General features: G+C 56.4%; 27 protein-coding genes and 1 pseudogene. 18 read left to right on the top strand and 10 right to left on the bottom strand.

Annotated elements, in window-relative coordinates; genetic code table 11:
• Window positions 1–48 precede the first annotated feature (48 nt).
• A complete protein-coding gene (locus tag FBY21_RS23905) occupies window positions 49–309 on the bottom strand; it encodes a hypothetical protein (RefSeq protein ID WP_142014200.1) in 261 nt (86 codons plus the stop codon).
• 7 nt (window positions 310–316) lie between these two features.
• Complete coding sequence (locus FBY21_RS23910) at window positions 317–571, bottom strand: DNA-binding protein (RefSeq protein WP_107328335.1); 255 nt, start codon at window positions 569–571, stop codon at window positions 317–319.
• A 195-nt stretch (window positions 572–766) separates the two neighbouring features.
• On the opposite strand from FBY21_RS23910, the gene FBY21_RS23915 reads away from it, so the two are divergent.
• Both FBY21_RS23915 and FBY21_RS23920 read left to right on the top strand, forming a co-directional pair.
• Window positions 767–1,024, top strand: a complete 258-nt coding sequence (locus FBY21_RS23915; protein ID WP_142014203.1) for a hypothetical protein — start codon at window positions 767–769, stop codon at window positions 1,022–1,024.
• A gap of 107 nt (window positions 1,025–1,131) precedes the next feature.
• Window positions 1,132–1,464 (top strand): hypothetical protein, encoded by a 333-nt coding sequence (locus FBY21_RS23920; protein ID WP_222119532.1) that lies wholly within the window; start codon window positions 1,132–1,134, stop codon window positions 1,462–1,464.
• Window positions 1,465–1,492: 28 nt separating this feature from the next.
• On the opposite strand, the gene FBY21_RS23925 is transcribed toward FBY21_RS23920, so the two are convergent.
• The 5 genes from FBY21_RS23925 to FBY21_RS23945 all read right to left on the bottom strand — a co-directional run bounded on the left by FBY21_RS23925 (window position 1,493) and on the right by FBY21_RS23945 (window position 5,541).
• Window positions 1,493–2,167 carry an MAE_28990/MAE_18760 family HEPN-like nuclease gene (locus FBY21_RS23925; protein ID WP_142014207.1) on the bottom strand — a complete coding sequence of 225 codons (675 nt, stop codon included), beginning with the start codon at window positions 2,165–2,167 and terminating at the stop codon, window positions 1,493–1,495.
• Window positions 2,164–3,207, bottom strand: coding sequence for a DUF262 domain-containing protein (locus tag FBY21_RS23930; RefSeq protein ID WP_142014210.1), 1,044 nt, complete (start codon window positions 3,205–3,207; stop codon window positions 2,164–2,166). Before FBY21_RS23930 ends, FBY21_RS23925 begins: the two co-directional genes overlap by 4 nt.
• A 1-nt stretch (window position 3,208) precedes the next feature.
• Complete coding sequence (locus FBY21_RS23935; protein WP_142014213.1) at window positions 3,209–4,267, bottom strand: DNA cytosine methyltransferase; 1,059 nt, start codon at window positions 4,265–4,267, stop codon at window positions 3,209–3,211.
• Between the two features lie 502 nt (window positions 4,268–4,769).
• Window positions 4,770–5,126: a hypothetical protein gene (locus FBY21_RS23940; protein WP_142014217.1), complete on the bottom strand. Its 357-nt coding sequence runs from the start codon at window positions 5,124–5,126 to the stop codon at window positions 4,770–4,772.
• Window positions 5,127–5,220: 94 nt separating this feature from the next.
• On the bottom strand, window positions 5,221–5,541 hold the full coding sequence (locus tag FBY21_RS23945; RefSeq protein WP_253543781.1) for a hypothetical protein: 321 nt from the start codon (window positions 5,539–5,541) through the stop codon (window positions 5,221–5,223).
• Between the two features lie 244 nt (window positions 5,542–5,785).
• On the opposite strand from FBY21_RS23945, the gene FBY21_RS23950 reads away from it, so the two are divergent.
• A complete protein-coding gene (locus FBY21_RS23950) occupies window positions 5,786–6,523 on the top strand; it encodes a SapC family protein (RefSeq protein WP_142014220.1) in 738 nt (245 codons plus the stop codon).
• A gap of 101 nt (window positions 6,524–6,624) precedes the next feature.
• Here the strand turns inward: FBY21_RS23950 and FBY21_RS23955 are convergent, their stop codons facing one another.
• A complete protein-coding gene (locus tag FBY21_RS23955) occupies window positions 6,625–6,900 on the bottom strand; it encodes a hypothetical protein (protein ID WP_044413657.1) in 276 nt (91 codons plus the stop codon).
• Between the two features lie 380 nt (window positions 6,901–7,280).
• On the opposite strand from FBY21_RS23955, the gene FBY21_RS23960 reads away from it, so the two are divergent.
• Window positions 7,281–8,054 carry a TIR domain-containing protein gene (locus FBY21_RS23960; protein WP_142014223.1) on the top strand — a complete coding sequence of 258 codons (774 nt, stop codon included), beginning with the start codon at window positions 7,281–7,283 and terminating at the stop codon, window positions 8,052–8,054.
• Window positions 8,055–8,351: 297 nt separating this feature from the next.
• Here FBY21_RS23960 and FBY21_RS23965 read toward each other — a convergent pair whose 3' ends face one another.
• Window positions 8,352–9,110, bottom strand: coding sequence for an MltR family transcriptional regulator (locus tag FBY21_RS23965; protein ID WP_222119533.1), 759 nt, complete (start codon window positions 9,108–9,110; stop codon window positions 8,352–8,354).
• An 18-nt stretch (window positions 9,111–9,128) separates the two neighbouring features.
• Window positions 9,129–9,545: a hypothetical protein gene (locus FBY21_RS23970; RefSeq protein ID WP_142014227.1), complete on the bottom strand. Its 417-nt coding sequence runs from the start codon at window positions 9,543–9,545 to the stop codon at window positions 9,129–9,131.
• A gap of 253 nt (window positions 9,546–9,798) precedes the next feature.
• Between FBY21_RS23970 and FBY21_RS23975 the strand changes: the two genes are divergently transcribed.
• From FBY21_RS23975 to FBY21_RS24035, 14 genes and pseudogenes are all read left to right on the top strand, one after another.
• On the top strand, window positions 9,799–10,005 hold the full coding sequence (locus tag FBY21_RS23975) for a hypothetical protein (protein ID WP_142014230.1): 207 nt from the start codon (window positions 9,799–9,801) through the stop codon (window positions 10,003–10,005).
• A 563-nt stretch (window positions 10,006–10,568) separates the two neighbouring features.
• Entirely contained in the window at window positions 10,569–10,754 is a 186-nt protein-coding gene (locus FBY21_RS23985) for a hypothetical protein (protein ID WP_142014235.1), read from the top strand.
• Between the two features lie 3 nt (window positions 10,755–10,757).
• Complete coding sequence (locus FBY21_RS23990; RefSeq protein ID WP_107331557.1) at window positions 10,758–10,958, top strand: hypothetical protein; 201 nt, start codon at window positions 10,758–10,760, stop codon at window positions 10,956–10,958.
• Window positions 10,955–11,083, top strand: a pseudogene (locus tag FBY21_RS29470) (Arc family DNA-binding protein); the annotation flags it as partial. The gene FBY21_RS23990 and the pseudogene FBY21_RS29470, both read left to right, overlap by 4 nt.
• Before the next feature lie 19 nt (window positions 11,084–11,102).
• On the top strand, window positions 11,103–11,387 hold the full coding sequence (gene pflM, locus FBY21_RS29475; protein WP_160158636.1) for a lysogeny maintenance protein PflM: 285 nt from the start codon (window positions 11,103–11,105) through the stop codon (window positions 11,385–11,387).
• A gap of 54 nt (window positions 11,388–11,441) precedes the next feature.
• The gene (locus FBY21_RS24000; protein WP_253543783.1) at window positions 11,442–12,026 is read left to right on the top strand and encodes a DNA cytosine methyltransferase; all 585 of its coding nucleotides are present in this window, start codon (window positions 11,442–11,444) and stop codon (window positions 12,024–12,026) included.
• Between the two features lie 3 nt (window positions 12,027–12,029).
• Complete coding sequence (locus FBY21_RS24005) at window positions 12,030–12,242, top strand: hypothetical protein (protein ID WP_142014246.1); 213 nt, start codon at window positions 12,030–12,032, stop codon at window positions 12,240–12,242.
• Window positions 12,243–12,489: 247 nt separating this feature from the next.
• Window positions 12,490–12,849, top strand: coding sequence for a hypothetical protein (locus FBY21_RS24010; protein ID WP_069563382.1), 360 nt, complete (start codon window positions 12,490–12,492; stop codon window positions 12,847–12,849).
• 23 nt (window positions 12,850–12,872) lie between these two features.
• Window positions 12,873–12,995 (top strand): hypothetical protein, encoded by a 123-nt coding sequence (locus FBY21_RS30000; protein WP_260845400.1) that lies wholly within the window; start codon window positions 12,873–12,875, stop codon window positions 12,993–12,995.
• A gap of 11 nt (window positions 12,996–13,006) precedes the next feature.
• A complete protein-coding gene (locus FBY21_RS24015) occupies window positions 13,007–13,240 on the top strand; it encodes a hypothetical protein (protein WP_142014248.1) in 234 nt (77 codons plus the stop codon).
• An 8-nt stretch (window positions 13,241–13,248) separates the two neighbouring features.
• On the top strand, window positions 13,249–13,470 hold the full coding sequence (locus tag FBY21_RS24020; RefSeq protein WP_107331554.1) for a major capsid protein: 222 nt from the start codon (window positions 13,249–13,251) through the stop codon (window positions 13,468–13,470).
• A gap of 145 nt (window positions 13,471–13,615) precedes the next feature.
• On the top strand, window positions 13,616–14,851 hold the full coding sequence (locus FBY21_RS24025) for an attachment protein (RefSeq protein ID WP_142014251.1): 1,236 nt from the start codon (window positions 13,616–13,618) through the stop codon (window positions 14,849–14,851).
• A gap of 2 nt (window positions 14,852–14,853) precedes the next feature.
• Window positions 14,854–15,210: a DUF2523 family protein gene (locus FBY21_RS24030; protein ID WP_069563385.1), complete on the top strand. Its 357-nt coding sequence runs from the start codon at window positions 14,854–14,856 to the stop codon at window positions 15,208–15,210.
• A gap of 2 nt (window positions 15,211–15,212) precedes the next feature.
• On the top strand, window positions 15,213–16,502 hold the full coding sequence (locus FBY21_RS24035) for a zonular occludens toxin domain-containing protein (protein ID WP_142014254.1): 1,290 nt from the start codon (window positions 15,213–15,215) through the stop codon (window positions 16,500–16,502).
• Window positions 16,503–16,648 lie beyond the last annotated feature (146 nt).

Here is a 16,648-nt window from a genome sequence, read left to right on the forward strand (position 1 = left end):
GCGCGCAGCCTGTCGGATGGCGCAACGGCGCAGGAGGAGGAGGGGGGATTACTCGGCGGGGTCGGCGGCCTGGGCGTCGTGGGCCGGGCTGGTCTGGCCCTTCTCGGGGATGATTTCGCCGCTGGCGAGCCACAGCGCGTACTGCGGGTAGAGCTGCACGAGGGCCGTCATTTCCTGGGTACTGATGCGGGTGCGCTTGTCGTAGCGAACCGTTCTCCAGCGGGTGCCGCTGATGTCCGTCGTTCTCACCAGCTCATCCAGGCCGGTGATGTCGATGAGTGCTCGGATGCGAGCGTCGATAGAGGGCATTTTGGGCTTACTCCATGTTTTCGGCGGGGGGTGTATCCAGAGGTGGGCTGATCTGGCCAATGTCCGGCAGAACTTCGCCCGTGGAGAGCCACCAGCGGTACTGGGGATACACCGTGCCCAGAATCTCGACTTCATCGGCGCCCACTCGCGCCCGTCCGCGCTTGATGCTTACCCAACGGGGGTAGTTCGTATCTCCTGCGTTCGCCAGGTCCTTCAGGCTGGACATGCCAATCAATAGCAGTGCTCTATCGGAAATCGACATACATATCCGTTATTTCAATCAATTTGAACTATGTTCAAAATTCCGACTGTGATACTTTGCACATAGTGCAAAGTTGTCGGTGCGTGAGGTCGACAAGCGCCCGGCATAGTGCAGCAAAGCCATTCCCTGGGAAAGGAAGCCCGCGCCTGTCTGGGTGACGGCCCGCCTGGGCACGTATGCAAGGAGGAATCCCACATGCAGGCACCCCGCGTTCCCGACGCCGCCGCCGCGTTCGATTACTTGGGCCAGACCGTGGTCATGGAATTGCGCTGGGACGACCAGCCCGAATCCATCTGGCGCATCTATCACGTGCTCGGTCTGGTGGCCCCTATGGCCGGCGTTTACGAAACAGGCCACTTCCTTGTTCTGGACGCTGTCAACGGCGGCGACTTCCCGGACGAAATCTTCTGGGACACCATCCGCACCCTGCTGCCCCTGAACCCGAGCGACTGAAGCGTCGAACGCCCCACGCATTTGTGGCGGCCTGCACGCCGGGCGATTTCGGCAGCGCTTATCCTGCCCTCCCGACCCGGCGCATCCCGCGCCCAAGGACAGCCCCCATGAAACGCGCCTGGTGCCTCGCACTGCTGATGCTGGCCAGCCACCCCCTGCTGGCCGCCACCCTGCACGAAGCCGAAACCAAGAACCTCGCCTACTCCGTCAGCGGCGAGCAGACCACCGTCATCACCTTCATCAACCACGCCCGCGCCACCCGCAAGCTGTACTGGCTCAACTACGAAGGCCAACGCGTCCTCTACAAGGAACTGCGCGCCGGCCAACGCCAGCGCTTCGACACCTACCTCACCCACCCCTGGCTGGTCACCGACGCCGACGACAACGCCCTGACGATCTACTACCCGGATACCGAGGCGAGGGTGGTGGAGTTGAGGTAGGGCGGGGTAACTTAGAGCCGCTCTGCGGTTATATGGCCAGTCTATATTTGGAGTTATCTAAGTAATCCGTCACGTTAGTTACATATTGGTCTAGAAATATCATGACTTGGTCCATAACGGCTTTCAGTTCCGATGGAGTAGAGTCTTTACCGATTTCAGAAAATGACTTGTTTCCATGGGAAAGCCAGTTTCGATATTCTTTTACCTTCTGTAGGTCTCTGCCATCACTGATAAGGTCAATACCGTATTTTCTGCAAACAGATCTAACTCCCTCAGCGTCCATGTTGCCTGATACCCCTGCGATAAAATCTTGGAAGCCTGGGCTGGAATCAGAGCGGCATAAACAATAAACCTCATACACTCTGCTTATTAGTGAGTCTCTGGGGGTGGCGGTTATAGATTCCTGGTGCGAATGCCACCATACTTCTTGGAGTTTTTCATTAAGTTCAAGAAAGCTGATTCCATCGTCCGATATTTTGTTGTAAATGCTCCTTATGCCCTCCCTGACAGTAGCTTCAACTAGATTGTAAATTACTAAATAGAATGAGGCTTTTAGAGTGGTGGAGTCTAGGGAGCTGACTTTATGTGTTTTGCCGCTGTCGTTCTTGATTTCGACGTTGTCGCTGGAAATTATAGAGACTAAGTCTAGGTATGCTGTTATTTCTTGCTTTCTTTTTCCGTATTCCTCTAGAAAATGTTTCATTTTGACATCTCTAGCAGGAAGTCTTTGACATAGTCAATTCTTGCCCTAAGTCTTGGGCCGGAGTTGCTTCCGTGAGATGTGGTTAAAGTAAGGAATTCTTTGCTTTCTGTAAGGATATTGCCGTCGATTATTTTTAGGTTGGGATTGGCTTTAAGGGCTAAGTTACACCCAATTGCGAGTGCTTCAAATCGGACTCTAGGCGTAGATGTTGCTGTCGGGGATTTAGCAAATCCCCCCTCGAAAGTTTGCTCTACATACCTGAGAGTATTCTTGAATTGTTCTAGGAGCGCGGCTTCTTCAAATCCGGATTTGTTTTTTTCTACGAGGTACTCATTTAAAAAGCCCGTGACGCTGTGTTTGAAGTCTCTGTAGTTTTCGCTATAAGCAAAAAATCGCAAAATAAGTTCTTCCCGTTCTCTGCGGGATTTGGATTTTTCGGACATGGGGCAAAGTTTGTTGAAGAGCGGCTCTTCTATGCACTTTTCTATGAAACTAGAGAAGGCGCCTGCATAAGCTCCTCTCCGAATTTCGGAGGCTTTAAGTTCGTAGCTACCGGTATTGATTCTCTCGAACATATCCAGCCGGACGCTTAAACTGACAGTTGAGGGTAGAACAACCATTCTAAGAGGCCGGTCAAGAAACTTGTTCTGTTGAGCGCTCGGTAGGTCGTTAAAATTCAGGTCGTCTAGTAGGTCTAACCGTTCTAGATTCTTTAGCCTGAGATTCCCATCTACAAATTGCTCTAATGTTTGTATGCGTTGTGCGCCGTCTAAAATTTCAACCGTGCCATCGTCGCATTGAACTCCGAACATAAAGGGAATTGGTAGTCCCATAAGTACGGATTCAATAAATTTTGATTTTTTTTGTTCTGGCCATACGAATTGGCGCTGATATTGCGGGACAAAGAGTTTCTTTTCTTTGAAGCGCTTTATTAGGACTTCTACGACATATTCCTTCGTGTCGTATGCAATGGATGATTGAAATTCAGATATTTGCTCGTCAATCATGTTCAAAGTTATTGGCGGGTCAAGAAGGTCCATATCAACTCTCCATTGCGCTCAGTACGAATCGGCGAGAAAGTGCCGGTGGCACGGCGTTTCCTATCATCTTTTGTAAGTTTGATCGTAGCTTGATTTCTGAATAGTCTAACCAGTCTGGAAGACCCTGAATTCTAGCCGCTTCATGCGGTGTAATTACTCTTTTCCTTTTGGGGTGTAAAAACCTTCCTTGTCCCATTGAACCGAATCCGCTCGTAATGGTTTGAGCTACTTCGTTCCATTTTAGTCGGCCATACATGGATTTATATGAGTGACTGCCTTGATGGCACTTGGGTCTTAGTTCATTTGGAAGGTCGTAAGTGTCTGTGTCAAAGAGATGGTTTGCGCGGGCTATGTTCTCTTTGTTCATTCGTGATGGGGTGTCGAAAATAGTGTTGCTTTGAATGTCTAAAAGATCCTGTAATACGTCTGATATGTAAATTTTTTCATTGGTATATAGTTTTTCTAATATATTTTCTAGGTTGCGCCTTAAGCTGCCGAAAACTACGTGGCGCTTCCTGCTTTGCGGTATGCCAAGCTTTGTAAAGTCAATTACTTTCTCCCGTACCTCATATCCAAAGCTCTCCAAGAGTTTGGTTGATGTGTCTATTATGCTCTCTTGGGAGTGAATGACGGCGGGTACGTTCTCAATCAGAAAGTAGGTTGGCTTGGTAATCTCAATGAATCTAATTGTTTTTAAGTAGAGAAGATTTCTTGGGTCGTTTCTACGGCTATGGTTGTTCAGGTTTGAGTGACCTTGACAGGGAGGGCCGGCGAAAAGGAAATCTATATTCCCATTTAATTTTGCATGCTCTAATTCATTGGCATTTGGCTGTGCTGAGAAATTTTCTCCAAGAACTTTTGAGATGTCTCCAAAGTAGTATTTGTTCAAATATTTTGAGTAATTTTTCTGATAGAAATCAGAAGCCTCTCTATCAAGATCGCAAGCGAACTCAATTTTCGGGTTTTGATTTAGTTTCTCGATAGCCTCTAACGCGCCGATAGTAAGGCCGCCCATTCCACAAAATAGGTCAGCTATCTTGATGCTGTTTCTATTTTTCAAATAATTAGTTCCAAGTCTTTGCTTTTTTTGGGCTGTTCAGAGTATTTCGGTGCTATGAATGATCGAGTGCATATAAATTCCTGCTTTAGAACAGTCTATGTTTCTTTTTCTTGAATTCTCGAAATCATGCCAGCTTTTGATTTGCGTAATTTATCAGAGGTTATTTCCGGATAGAAACATTCTGTTTGCTGTCCAAAATCCTTGGGGTGCTTTGCGGCACGTTCAGTCCGGAGCTGAGTCGCAAAGGGAGTTTTTGGGGAGGGGCCTGCCAGTTGTACGCCTTTCTTAAGCTTGCTTTTGTTGGCACAGCCAAAAAATAACCAAAGCCAATCAGGTGCCTGCAGTCGTAGAAGGCGCGCCGGCGCTACTCCCGTTGCTGCACCAGCACTACCGCATTTTCCTACGCGCATCCCTGGCTGGTCACCGACGCCAACGACAACGCCCTGACGATCTACTACCCGGATACCGAGCCGAGGGTGGTGAAGCTGAGGTAGGGGTGGGGCTACTGGAACAGTCCTTCGAGCGCCCGCAGCGCACTGAGGATCGGAGGGGTTGCAAGATCGGACGTCGGGCCCAACTCGGGCAGGGCCTCCCGCACGTATGCCATCGGAATGACCGGCCCGAAGCCCGCCAGGACCTGGGCAGCAGCCGGGAACACCGCCGGGTGCAGCGCAAGTACCGACTCATCGACACCTACCCACACACCTGGCCCGAGCCACTCCCACTGGCGAAGGCTCTCGGCCAATGCGTGCTGCCCAATCGCCGCCGCCCCCTGTTCGAGCAGGTGACGGACCAACGCGACGTCCACGTCATGCAGGCGAAGGGTGCGGTTGGCGAACTCGAAGAGGTGGTGGGCCATGGATACCTGTTGGGCGGGTGAGCGCGTCGCTATGCGTATACGCAAGCGTATAGCACCGCATAGACGCGCATAGAAAGACGTATATCGCCGTGTATCAATCTGCGCCGGGCAAGGTATAGAAACTCCACCGCCGCTCGCCATGCTTGACCAGCTTTTCCCCCACCATCAGGCGCTTCAGTAACTGCCACGCCTGATCCTCGGAAAGTCGACAAAGCTCCATTACTTCCGCCCGCTTGATCTGCCCATGCTGTTGCACATAGCTCAACACCATCTGTTCCTGCTGAATCGGTGTGAAGCCTACCTGGCGGGTATAGGCGGCCTTGTTTCCCACTGCTTGTTGGCGGAGACACGGGAAAGGCCGTTTGCTGAGGCAGAGTTTTCGAGCGGGTATTTCGCTTCGGGTTTCGGCGTGCAATCTTGCAGTGCTTCGGCGCTAGGGTGGGCGTCGGCGAACCGTTCGCGTTGCTCGATCACGGCTGGGCCGTAGCGCTCGGTCTTGCCGGTGTTGGCCTGCAACGCGTCGCTATCCGCTTCAACCGGGACCGGCCTTTCAGTGCCGGCCCTGTGGTCGCCACCCTTCAAGGACGTGGTGCCGGACCTGGCTGCGGGCAGTCGCTGGCCCGGTTGGCACCGCATTGAGTGATGCAACGGAGATACCCATGACCACCCTGCTGCTCTACAAGGACATCCAGGCCCTCAACCGCGAGGAGCACAAGGCGCTCAAGCTGCGTGCCGCCGAGGATTGCGGCTTTGCCGGTTCCACCCACCTGGTCCCCCTGGCCGGCCTGGAATTCTTCCAGGCGGCGCCGCACTACCCGATCCTGTTCATCGGCGAAGGCGAGCGCCTGGTGCCCATCGCCCTGCTCGGCCTGAAGGAGGGCACCAACAGCTACCTCGACGCGCAGCAGCGCTGGCAGGCGGACACCTACATCCCGGCCTTCGTGCGGCGCTACCCGTTCGTGCTGGCCCAGGACGATGCCCACAATTTCACCGTGTGCTTCGACGCGGCCTATGAAGGCTGGAACGAGGGCGAGGGCCGTGAGCTGTTCGTGGAGGAGGGCGGCAACAGCGCGTTCCTCGACGAGATGATCGACTTCCTGCAGAACTTCTCCGCCGAGATGGAGCGCACCCGGCTGTTCGTCCTCAAGCTCGAGGAACTGGGCCTGCTGGCCAAGCGCACCCTGCAACTGACCCACTCCAGCGGGGAGACCTTCGTGCTGTCGGACTTCCTGGCGGTGGACGAAGAGAAGTTCCTCGCCCTGGACGATGCCCAGGTGCTGGAGCTGCACAAGACCGGCTTCCTCGGCTGGATCTATGCCCACCTGATGTCCCTGGGCAACGCCAACCGCCTGTTCACCCGCATGGTCACCTCCCGTGGCGAGGCGGCCCTGCACTGAGTGCCGGCGGGCGGGGCTTCGCGCCCCGTTCGTGCTGGCGGGTGCGGGCATGAAAAAAGACGTCCTCGGACGTCTTTTTTATGGGCGGTCGGGGGCTGTGGTCAGGCTTGCGCCTGGGCCGCGCGCCTCGAGGCCGTTTCCCGGGCTACGGCCTTCCAGGTCTTCTGCTCCGGCTCCAGCTCGGGATAGGCCTTCACCGCCGGGTTGATGAGGTCCATGACGATCATGCCCATGGCTTTGCCAGTGATCCGGGTCAGGTCGTCCTGCTGCGCCTCCGTCAGGTGCGGGAGTGCCTCCTGGAGCAGGTCGTTCAGCGCCGCCAGCGCATCAATCCCGCCGTCCCGTATGGCCTTGGCGGCATCCAACGTCAGTGTCATGGGGGCTTCTCCATCCTGGGAATTGGGAGCGGCAGTATGGCAAATGCCAGTCGAGGGCCCAAAGAAAAAGCCCCTGAGGTTCGATGAACGTCAGGGGCTTGATCTTGGGTTTGGTGGAGCCGGGGGGATTTGAACCCGTTTCGGCTCATGGTCTTTGCTGGGCTTTCCCTGTCAACGTCAGTCAATCCGGGATTTCCAGGGCGTACGACTTGGCGTGTGCTGGGCATTGCCGGCCTGTGGTTTCGACACTTTTTCGACATCTACAACCTTTATCCCATACCTATGCTGCACTGCTATGTGGCATGCTGGCGCTGTGCTATCTATACGGTAAGTTGGAATAAAAACTAATAAGCTTCATGTGTTAGAGGGAGGGATTCTTTATGAAGGTTTTTCTGAGTTGGTCTGGTCAACGTAGTAAAGATGTTGCGAGTTTGCTTAGCGATTGGCTGTGTTGCGTAATTCAAGCATCAAGACCTTGGATATCAGCTCGTGACCTTGATCGAGGTTCGCTATGGTTTGGTGAGATTAATGATCAACTAAAGGATACTACTGTTGGCATAATTTGTCTTACCCAGGAAAATAAAGCAAGACCATGGATACTTTTTGAGGCCGGCGCTCTTGCAAAGGGGCTTTCTACTTCTCGTGTTTGTACTCTTCTAATAGACTTAGATCCAAAAGACATAGAAGACCCGCTTGCTCAGTTTAATCACACCTTCCCTACTAAAGAAAGTATATTGAGTCTTGTAAAGACTTTAAACAGTGCATTAGCAGGCAATGGTTTAGATAATAGAATTCTTGAACAGGTTTTTGATACGTATTGGCCTCAGTTTGAGAATCGCTTTGCCGATATTCTAGCAATGACCGAATCGCAACCGCCGACTAAGCCTCGTCCTAAAGAGGATGTACTAGCTGAGATTTTGGAGAATACGAGAGTACTTAATTCACGGATTAGGCGGCTAGAAGTCGACACTGAGCGTCATCGTGTTCGAGAGGCAGATTTTAAATCTCCTATTGTGTTCGAGCAGGTTTACGAAATGTTAAGTGCTGGAGCTCCTTCCGAAGTAGTATTTGATCGCTTTGAAAATCGTGTTCCAAAGGGGCTTCTTAAGGAAATGATTTCAAAATTTGAAAGGTCTAGATCTGGTTTGGAGTGACTGCTTAGTGCTTGAGTTTGCTTTTATCATGTGTCGCTGGCCCAGTTAATAGCTGGGTCAGTTTAATTAAGATGGCTGGTGCTTAGTTTTTATACCCTGTATTGCAGTATGGGTGAGTTAGCTGGGCTTTACCTGCTAACGCCAGTCAATTTGGAGCCTTCATGGAAAGCTACTCGCGTATTCTGGGCAGTGCTGGTTTGTATTTTCGAAACTTTTTCGACAGAAGCTGTATGCACTATTGAGTTTTCGGCTGATAACAGTTGGCCGTCTTCACTTAACCCTTTGCTGTCGATTCTTCTATGTCTTTTCTATTGCAAGTGAATGTAGGAATGTCTTTATCTGGAGGTGGAGTTCAATAATTTCCTCGCGCTCAGATTCAGTGTTCCAGTTTATGTACTTAACTCTCTCCGAAAGACGGTTAAGTGCTGTAATGTAGAATTTCTCTTTTTCTTTGTTTTCGTTAGGTAATTGCTTTAGGGTTTCTTTTAGTTCCTTTCTTGCTGATTCTATTTGATTTTTATAGTCACCGGCAAAGCCCGCTATTAAGTTGCTTGTGGTGATTTTTAGTGTTTTTCTGCTCCTCTCGATTTCTTGTTTGGCGCACTCTAGTTCAATGATCATGCTTGTCATTGAGCTGATAAATTTATCTCTCAGGGTTTCAGGGAATTCTTCTGTGATTCTGCTGTAACTTAATTCCTTAATGTGTTCTGAGATTTTTTTGTCTTCGAATTCTAATTTTTTCCATGTATGCGCAAAGTGGTTTCTTATTTTTCTGAGTCTTTCCAGGTCGCTGAACTGCTGATCTTGTAATAGACCTACTGAGTGAGAGATTTTGATTCTCGAAGAGAAGGTCCCAAGAGGTGCATTGAATCCATCTAGTAAGTCTGATGTTGATTTTACTGGCCGGAAGTATGCTTTGATTAGTCTTCCAAGGCTCTCTTCAGTAAATGCTGAAACTGAGAGCACTATTCCTCGTTCATCCAATTTATTTAGGTATTGGTAAAGCTGATTAAATTCAGAGAACTGATGCTCTTTGTTGAGATTTTTGTTGTGCAATTTCAACCTTCCAGAGTTTTACCAAGATTTCGTTATTTCACCCTTTGAACAACCAATCACATCAGCATCAATGGTGTAGTCAGGCTTCAGGCACTCTTGGATCGGGCGGGGTTTGCAGTCGACCTTGCAGCGCTTGGCTTCCACGATGGCGGCGTGCCTACGCTTCATTTCTTCGTCGTAGGCAATCTGCTCTTCGATCTTTCGTTGCTTCAAATACTCTCTTGCCGCTGGGGCCATTACGCCTTCGTTTTCCGCGAAGCCTCGCATCATCCGGTCGCTGAGTTCTTGGCTCATTGGCTTGATGATGAAGTCGGTGATTGCCTTGCTCGCGGTGTCTATCGCGTCATTCTGGGTGGGGTCTTTGGGCTCGTCGGCTGCGCTGAGTGTGGTCAGTGCCAAGAGGGCAAGCCCGAGTGCGGCGGCGGGAAATTTCATTGTCAGAGTCCTTTCTGCTGCGTTGTCGGCAGGTAGGCATAAATTGGCGTTGATCGTGTGATCCGTCAATTTAGCTTTGGTGTGACCCCATGGGCTGCTCTGCTCCTTGGGCTCCTTGTCTGAGTTCCTGTGCGTTCTGTGGTAGCTGGGGTGCTCAAGTTTCTTCAGAAACGTCTGAACCCGCTTAACCGCTCTCGCGCCTTGGTCGCCTGCTGTGGTGTTCTCACTCCGTCAAAAATGTGAGGTACATCACATGCAGCTTCATCAAGGTGTCTGTCGTGCTGGTGACGTGGTGTCGATCAACATTCTCGAGGGCGAGCCGGATGAGCGGGTCATGCGGTTGCTGCTGACTCAGGGAATCGAGGTCGAGGTGGTGGAGGTGCTGGAAGGGGCGGTGAAGCTGGCTGTTAGGGCGCCGGGTGGGATGCTCATTGTGGAGGAGCTGGCGTTTCCTCCGTAGTCGCTTCTTCTTGCTCTTGCTGCGGGCGGTCTCGCCGGGAGAACCAGCGGGCCGCCGCTCTGGCTGTAACGTCTATACCGCGCTTGGTTTGTCCAAGTTGGAATGCGCTTCGTCGTATTCCGGGCTAGTTTGCCCAACCTCTGGCATCACTTCCCCTGTCGTCAGCCACCACCGATAAGCAGGGTAGACCTTCCCGAGAATCTCAATCTCGTCTGCGCCAACCCGCGCCTTTCCTCTCCGAATGCTTGTCCACCTGTCGTAGTTGGTTTCACCAGCCCGAGTGAGGGTGTTCAAGTTCGTCAGCTCGATTAATAGCCGTGCTCTATCTGAGATAGTCATCTAATTCACTAAAATCATCGCATGGAATATTGCCTGGACATAGTCCATGTGCAATAGTCAGTACATGTTCCTGGAAATAGTCCAGACTATGTTCCAGCAAAGTCCAATATAGTGCAGCAAAGGCCAAGGATGTGGAAGGAATCAACCAACTACCCTGCGTTCCCCGCGCTCCCTCTGTCTCGCCGGCTCACGCCAACCCGACGCTTGCCGCGCTGCTGTGTGGCTTGCTCCGCGTCATCCGCTACGCCCCGCACCGCGACGCCTTCGCGGCTGCGCTGAGGTTCCGCCAACTGCTGTTGCTGTTCCGCGTGGCCGGTCACCTCGATGCCGCACAGGCCTCCCGCCTCTCCGCGCTTGTGGATAACGCCCTGTACCGGGGCACCCGCTCACCCTCTGTGAAGGATCGCTAGGTCATGGACCGTGAACACTATTTGACCCCGCCGCCGCTGATGCCGTGGCGCCAGTTCGCCGACTGGATTCGGATGGGTGACGACCACGATGTGGTGTGGGGCTGGATTCGCAACGGCTACCTGCCGTCTCACAAGGTCGGCAAGTACGTGATGGTCAACGTGGCGCTACTGGTCCAGCAGATGCTGGACAAGGACGACCTATGAGCCGCGCCGACGCTGAATTCGCCCTGCGCCTGCCTGAGCTGCTCCGGGCTCGCATCGAACGGGCGGCCAGTGCCTCTCGGCGTTCGCTGAATGCCGAGGTGGTGGTCCGCCTGGAGCACAGTTTCTGCCGTGAGGGTGTCGCCGATGGGGATGCACCGCTACCTGCACAAACCGCACCCCGTGGGCTGCGCCTGCTCTGTCTGCTGGTCCCGCGCCGCCCCGGTCGCCCCCGCAGCCTCCCGGTCCACGGCATGCGACCACTGCCGCCCCGCGCAGATGTCCAGGGTCGATGGGAAATGGGTCTGCCAGCCGGCCTCGTTCTGCGAGAAACACAGGCCCGCGCGCCGCGCCCCGAAGTACTGGAACGTTGTCTTCGACAGCGGGCCGCCCACCCCTTTCGTGCCCATTCACGAACCCTTCGGAGACTGAGCCATGTCTAGGCATCAACCCACCGCCCTGGTGGCCTGCGAATTCTCTGGCCGCGTGCGTGATGCACTGACTCGCATCGGCTTCTACGCCGTGAGTTGTGACCTGCTGCCATCGGAAACCGAGGGCGAGCACATCCAGGGTGATGTTCTGGAGGTTCTCGACTGGGGCTGGGATCTGCTGATCGCGCATCCGCCCTGCACTGATCTGGCGGTTTCCGGTGCTCGTCACTTCGCCGCCAAGATCGCCGATGGCCGCCAGGGCAGGGCGCTCGACTTCGTTCGTGCTCTGATGGCTGCCCCGGTTCGCTTCAAGGCCCTGGAGAACCCCAAGTCGGTGATTTCGAGCCATATCCGAAAGCCGGACCAGATCGTTCAACCCTGGATGTTCGGCCACGGCGAACGCAAGGAAACCCACTTCTGGCTGGAGAACCTGCCGAAGCTGGTGCCTACCGACATCGTCGAGGGGCGGGCGCCTGTGGTGCATTACATGGGGCCAGGCCCCGACCGCTGGAAGAACCGTAGCCGCACCTATCAGGGCATTGCCGATGCGATGGCCGAGCAGTGGGGGCGTCACGTCATCGAACAGCTCGCCAGTTCCTCCCGGCCTGCCGACCCGTTCGGTCTGGTCCTGGAGGCCTGAGCCATGGGTGACGCTCTGTTCATCGCCGCCTTCGCGGTTCTGTTCGTGGTGCTGTCGCTCCGGTTCGCCAAGGCCCTTGGCTTCTGGCCCCGGCCGAACCCCCACACCGAACCCGCCCCGGTCCAGGGCCGCCGCACCGGCTTGTCCGAACACGTTTCACCGTTCGGTCAAACGGAGCGCCGGGCGCAGCGAACCCTTGACCGTCCTCCCCCCTGAAAGCCTCAGCGCGGGAGTAGGGAGAACGCTCTTCCCTCCCTGCTCCCGAGCCCTCGGCGGCAAGAGCGGGATGACAAGGGCAGCGCCCTTGGTGTTAACCGAGTAACCGGCCACGCATAGGCCGCGATTCAAACCCCAGCAGACCGACCACGCACTCGGGCGAAAACGAAAGTTCGCCCGTGTGGGATCGCTCGGCCTGCTGAAAGGCAAACCGCGCACTAACGCGCACTCAAGTGAGGTCACTCAAATGGCACGTTCGATCATGGAAGTTGCATTCCTGGGCACTCAGAAAACCGAGATGGAGGGAGCGAAGTACGTGAAGGTCTTCTACGGCGATGAGCCGGACGGCAAGACCGAGCACGGGCTCTCGATCATCGGCATGGCGGTGGCTGACGACTACGCCGATGAAGTCTTCGCCGCTGGGGCTCAGTTCCAGCCGCTGGAGATGGTCCGCATCACCTTCGAGGTGGACCGGGGCGGCCAGAACAAGGGCAAGAATCTGGCGTTGCACATCGAAGCGGTCAAACCGCGCCCGGTTGCCCCCAGCGGCAACACCCGCAATCAACCCCAACCGACCGCCCCGGCTGCTGAGCCGGCCAAGTCCTGACCTGAGCAGGGGAGGGGCTGAGCATGGCGCGTTACCTGTTCATCGCCGCGTTGGGCTTCTCGGGCGGCTTCCTCGCCGGGTACGTCGATGGGCTGAGCACGGTTGAGCAGTACGCGCCGATCGCCCTCGGAAACATGCACCCCTGAGGAGGTCCCCCATGTCGCTTGCCGCCGTTCAAGTCTGCACCCGCTGGGTGGGCTCGCTGTGCGTCCAGACCGAATGGCGGCAGGCCTACCTGATCCCCCCGGAGGCTGCCGGCTACGTCGACATCCTCGTTACGGGTGGGTTCTCCCCGAAGGCGTTCGGCATCGGTTTCGCCGGCACCCTCGGGGTGTTCCTGACCGGTCTGGCCGTGGGCTGGATCGCGTCGATCCTTCGCAAAGCAAAGTGAGGCATCTCATGAAAAACCTGTTCCGCAACACCTGCATCGCCCTGTCCGTTTCCGCCGTCACCGCCGTGCCGGCTTTCGCTGCCGGTGAGTCGATCATCGACACCGCCGCCATCAAGGCATCCATGGAAGCGGCCAAGTCCGACGCGGGCACCGTGGCCGGCTACGTCGCCATCGCGCTGTCCGTCCTGGCTTGCGCGGGCGTGGTCTTCGGCATGCTCCGCAAGGCGTAAGCCGGTGATCTGGTCCCTCTTCCTGGGAACCCTCGTCGCGGGCGCCTTCATCACGGGCTACCGCACCGGCGAGTTTTTCTAGGCCACTGAGAACCGCCCGGCTGCTGGGAAAGGGCCGGGCTTTTTGTTGTGTGGAGACGTGGCAATGCCCCTCAACCTCGCCCGCCTCAACGTTCTGGTCGTCACGGTGCTGGCTTTGCTCGCTCCGCTGAGTGTTCAGGCCAAGTACATCTGGAGCTTAAGCACACCGGATGCGCCTATCGCCTCCCCCAGCCCCATGGCCGCGTGCAAGCTGGCGTTGACCGGCAACGCAGCCGGTACATCCGACTACCGCCGTGGCTTCACCCTGCACGGCCCCATCGAGCCGGCTACCAAGCTAGTCCGGTGCAGTTATCAAGAGCTCTATTGGGGTAACTGGATCGACCGTTACATCATGCTCACCCGCTTCGGCGATGGCTGCGATCCCGGCACGCTTTACGACCCCAACACCGGCGAGTGCATCGTTCCTGACAAAGACTGCAAAGCCGAAACCGGCGACATCCTCACCCGTGGCAGCATTGCCGGCATCGTCGTCTCCAACGGTCGCACCTACTCGCTGTCCCAGTCCCCGGCGAGCGCCTGCGTAGATAGCTGCACCTTCGCTCTCAAGGATACTGGCCGCCCGCGTTACACCAGCTGCTACCTCGTCAAGGGCTCCCAGGTCGACAGCTTCTGCAACTACATCCTCACCGGCACCGGAGAACCCTGCTCCGGCTGGAACTGGGCCCAGCCCGAAACCGGCGACCCGCTGAACCCCGCCGACACCCCCGACGCTCCCCCATCCGACCCCAACGACCCCGGCTGCCCCAAAGGCTGGTCCTGGTCCGGCACCACCTGCGTCAAGACGCCCACCGATGGCGACGGTGGCGGCGACAAGGAGGGCGACAAGGACAAAGACCCCAGCGGCGGTGGCGGCGTCGGTGGGGGTGGCGACAAGGACCCCGGCGGCGACGGCCAGGACGGCGGCACCGACGGTGACAAAGACAAGGACAAAGACCCCGGCAGCGGAACCGGTGGCGGCAAAGACCCGGACAAGGGCAGCAGCCTCAAGCCACCCAAGGCCGGCAGCTTCGACAACGCCAACAAAGAGTGGGCCGCCAAGGCCGAACAGGCTCGCCAGCTCTTCAACGACAAGCTCAAGCAACAGATGAACAGCTTCAAGGGCGTCTTCGACGTCAACCTCGGCCAGGGTGCCGGCTCGCTGCCCTGCGAGCGGTTCACCGTCCTCGGCCAGACCCTGAGCATCTGCCTCACCGACTACGCCACCGAACTGGCCTACCTGCGCCAGATCCTCCTGCTCGTGGCCAGCGTCATCGCCGCCACCATCGTTCTGAGGGATTGACCATGGACACCATCGCCGGCTTCTTCGACCCGATCATCGGCTTCTTCCAGGCCGCCTGGGACTTCCTCGCCCAAGGTATCTACGACTACTTCAAGGACGCCTTGCTGGTCGCCACCAAGGCCGCCATCTACAGCTACTTCTCCAGCCTCACCCTGTGCATGGAAATCGCCTTCGTTGCCGCACGGGAAATCATCCAGAGCCTGGGCCTGTCCTCGGCTGTCCGCTCCGCGTTCTCCGCACTGCCCCCGCAGATCAGCAGCGCCCTCTCGTTCTTCGGCATCCCCCAGGCCCTCAACATCCTGTTTTCCGCCCTCAGCACCCGCTTCGTCATGCGGTTCGTGCCCTTCATAGGACGCTGACCATGTCGATCAAAATCCACCACGGCCCCAACGGCTCCTACAAGACCTCCGGCGCCCTTCAGGATGACGCCATCCCCGCGTTGCTGCAGGGGCGCGTCATCATCACCAACATCCGCGGCTTCACCCTGGACCGCGCCTACACCGTCTTCCCCGACCTGCCCAACACCAGCGAAATCATCAACCTCTCGCTCGAATCGCTCACTGACCTCGAGCGCATGCGCACGTGGTTCCAGTGGGCACCGCGCGGCGCCTTCATCATCTTCGACGAAACCCAGCTGGTGTTTCCCAAGTCCTGGCGCGACAGCGACCTCAAGCGCTTCGACTTCCCCGGAGGCCCCGAAGCCGCCGCCGAGGCCGACCGCCCCATGGGCTGGCTCGACGCCTGGACCCGGCACCGCCACTTCAACTGGGACATCGTCCTCACCACACCCAACATCGCCTACATCCGCGACGACATCCGCATGACCAGCGAGATGGCCTACCGGCATTCCAACCTCGCCGTCATCGGCATCCCCGGACGCTACAAAGAGGCCCAGCACGACGCCCAGATCAACCGCCCGCCCATGGAAGGGACCGTCATCGAATACAAGCGGATCAAGAAGCAGACCTTCGCCCTCTACGACTCCACCGCCACGGGAGCGCACCATGACACCAAAGCCGGCAAGAGCCTCTTCAGGTCGCCTAAGTTACTGCTACTACTGGTATTTATTGCCGCTTGCGTTGGCTTTTCGGCATGGATGGGGCCAGTTACTTTCGGCGTTGCTCCGCCTGCTGAAACAGCCGCTGCCCCTGCTCAAACGGGTGACCCGAACCAGCTGCAAGGCACTGGCCAGCCTGGGGCTGTGGCTGCTGCGCCGGGTGATCCTGCGGGTAGCCTCCTTCCTGGCGTGCCTGTGGGCCTTCAGCCAGGTAGCCCGCCTGTTCAGCTAGCGCACCCCTTCGGTGACCGCCGCATCTCCATCATCGGCACCCTGTACATGGCCGACAAAGGCGTCATCTATCTCTTCCAGATGACCGACGCCCAAGGGCAGGTGATCAACCTCAACTCCTGGCAGCTCATGTCCAGTGGGTACCGCTTCAAGCCCCAGGGTGAATGCGTGGTGCGGGTCACCTACGAAGACTGGGAATCCCGCTTCACCTGCCAGGGCCAGCCCCGCAACAGCACCCCAGCGGCCACCGCCCCACCGCCTGACCCCAACGCCCCGCCCAAAGTGGCGGCCCCCATATCCCAGGGCCTTGCAGAGGTCCCCGCCAGGGTATGGCCCTCAACCCTCGGCTACAGCGCGCCCTAGGGGCAGTGCTGAGCGCGCGTGCGGCCTGGAGGGAGCGCAAGGCACGAGCGCACGACAGGCCGCACGCGCGCCGCTGACGCCCCTGTAACACGTCAGACAAACCCATTTTGAAACGGCCAATACTGGCCAATGTTGGAGATTCGAAC

It is taken from the genome of Pseudomonas sp. SLBN-26, assembly GCF_006715895.1.
GTDB classification, from domain to species: domain Bacteria; phylum Pseudomonadota; class Gammaproteobacteria; order Pseudomonadales; family Pseudomonadaceae; genus Metapseudomonas; species Metapseudomonas otitidis.

Excerpts from the sequence above, each read along its gene's own strand:
- FBY21_RS23920 (WP_222119532.1), top strand. The coding sequence starts at position 1,132 with ATGAAACGCGCCTGGTGCCTCGCACTGCTGATGCTGGCCAGCCACCCC.
- FBY21_RS23960 (WP_142014223.1), top strand. The coding sequence starts at position 7,281 with ATGAAGGTTTTTCTGAGTTGGTCTGGTCAACGTAGTAAAGATGTTGCG.
- FBY21_RS23940 (WP_142014217.1), bottom strand. The coding sequence starts at position 5,126 with ATGGCCCACCACCTCTTCGAGTTCGCCAACCGCACCCTTCGCCTGCAT.
- FBY21_RS24005 (WP_142014246.1), top strand. The coding sequence starts at position 12,030 with ATGGGTGACGCTCTGTTCATCGCCGCCTTCGCGGTTCTGTTCGTGGTG.
- FBY21_RS24030 (WP_069563385.1), top strand. The coding sequence starts at position 14,854 with ATGGACACCATCGCCGGCTTCTTCGACCCGATCATCGGCTTCTTCCAG.
- FBY21_RS24020 (WP_107331554.1), top strand. The coding sequence starts at position 13,249 with ATGAAAAACCTGTTCCGCAACACCTGCATCGCCCTGTCCGTTTCCGCC.
- FBY21_RS23930 (WP_142014210.1), bottom strand. The coding sequence starts at position 3,207 with ATGGACCTTCTTGACCCGCCAATAACTTTGAACATGATTGACGAGCAA.
- FBY21_RS23910 (WP_107328335.1), bottom strand. The coding sequence starts at position 571 with ATGTCGATTTCCGATAGAGCACTGCTATTGATTGGCATGTCCAGCCTG.
- FBY21_RS23915 (WP_142014203.1), top strand. The coding sequence starts at position 767 with ATGCAGGCACCCCGCGTTCCCGACGCCGCCGCCGCGTTCGATTACTTG.
- FBY21_RS24035 (WP_142014254.1), top strand. The coding sequence starts at position 15,213 with ATGTCGATCAAAATCCACCACGGCCCCAACGGCTCCTACAAGACCTCC.
- FBY21_RS24010 (WP_069563382.1), top strand. The coding sequence starts at position 12,490 with ATGGCACGTTCGATCATGGAAGTTGCATTCCTGGGCACTCAGAAAACC.
- FBY21_RS24015 (WP_142014248.1), top strand. The coding sequence starts at position 13,007 with ATGTCGCTTGCCGCCGTTCAAGTCTGCACCCGCTGGGTGGGCTCGCTG.
- FBY21_RS23905 (WP_142014200.1), bottom strand. The coding sequence starts at position 309 with ATGCCCTCTATCGACGCTCGCATCCGAGCACTCATCGACATCACCGGC.
- FBY21_RS23975 (WP_142014230.1), top strand. The coding sequence starts at position 9,799 with ATGCAGCTTCATCAAGGTGTCTGTCGTGCTGGTGACGTGGTGTCGATC.
- FBY21_RS24025 (WP_142014251.1), top strand. The coding sequence starts at position 13,616 with ATGCCCCTCAACCTCGCCCGCCTCAACGTTCTGGTCGTCACGGTGCTG.
- FBY21_RS30000 (WP_260845400.1), top strand. The coding sequence starts at position 12,873 with ATGGCGCGTTACCTGTTCATCGCCGCGTTGGGCTTCTCGGGCGGCTTC.
- pflM (WP_160158636.1), top strand. The coding sequence starts at position 11,103 with ATGGGGATGCACCGCTACCTGCACAAACCGCACCCCGTGGGCTGCGCC.
- FBY21_RS23990 (WP_107331557.1), top strand. The coding sequence starts at position 10,758 with ATGGACCGTGAACACTATTTGACCCCGCCGCCGCTGATGCCGTGGCGC.
- FBY21_RS23970 (WP_142014227.1), bottom strand. The coding sequence starts at position 9,545 with ATGAAATTTCCCGCCGCCGCACTCGGGCTTGCCCTCTTGGCACTGACC.
- FBY21_RS23955 (WP_044413657.1), bottom strand. The coding sequence starts at position 6,900 with ATGACACTGACGTTGGATGCCGCCAAGGCCATACGGGACGGCGGGATT.
- FBY21_RS23950 (WP_142014220.1), top strand. The coding sequence starts at position 5,786 with ATGACCACCCTGCTGCTCTACAAGGACATCCAGGCCCTCAACCGCGAG.
- FBY21_RS23925 (WP_142014207.1), bottom strand. The coding sequence starts at position 2,167 with ATGAAACATTTTCTAGAGGAATACGGAAAAAGAAAGCAAGAAATAACA.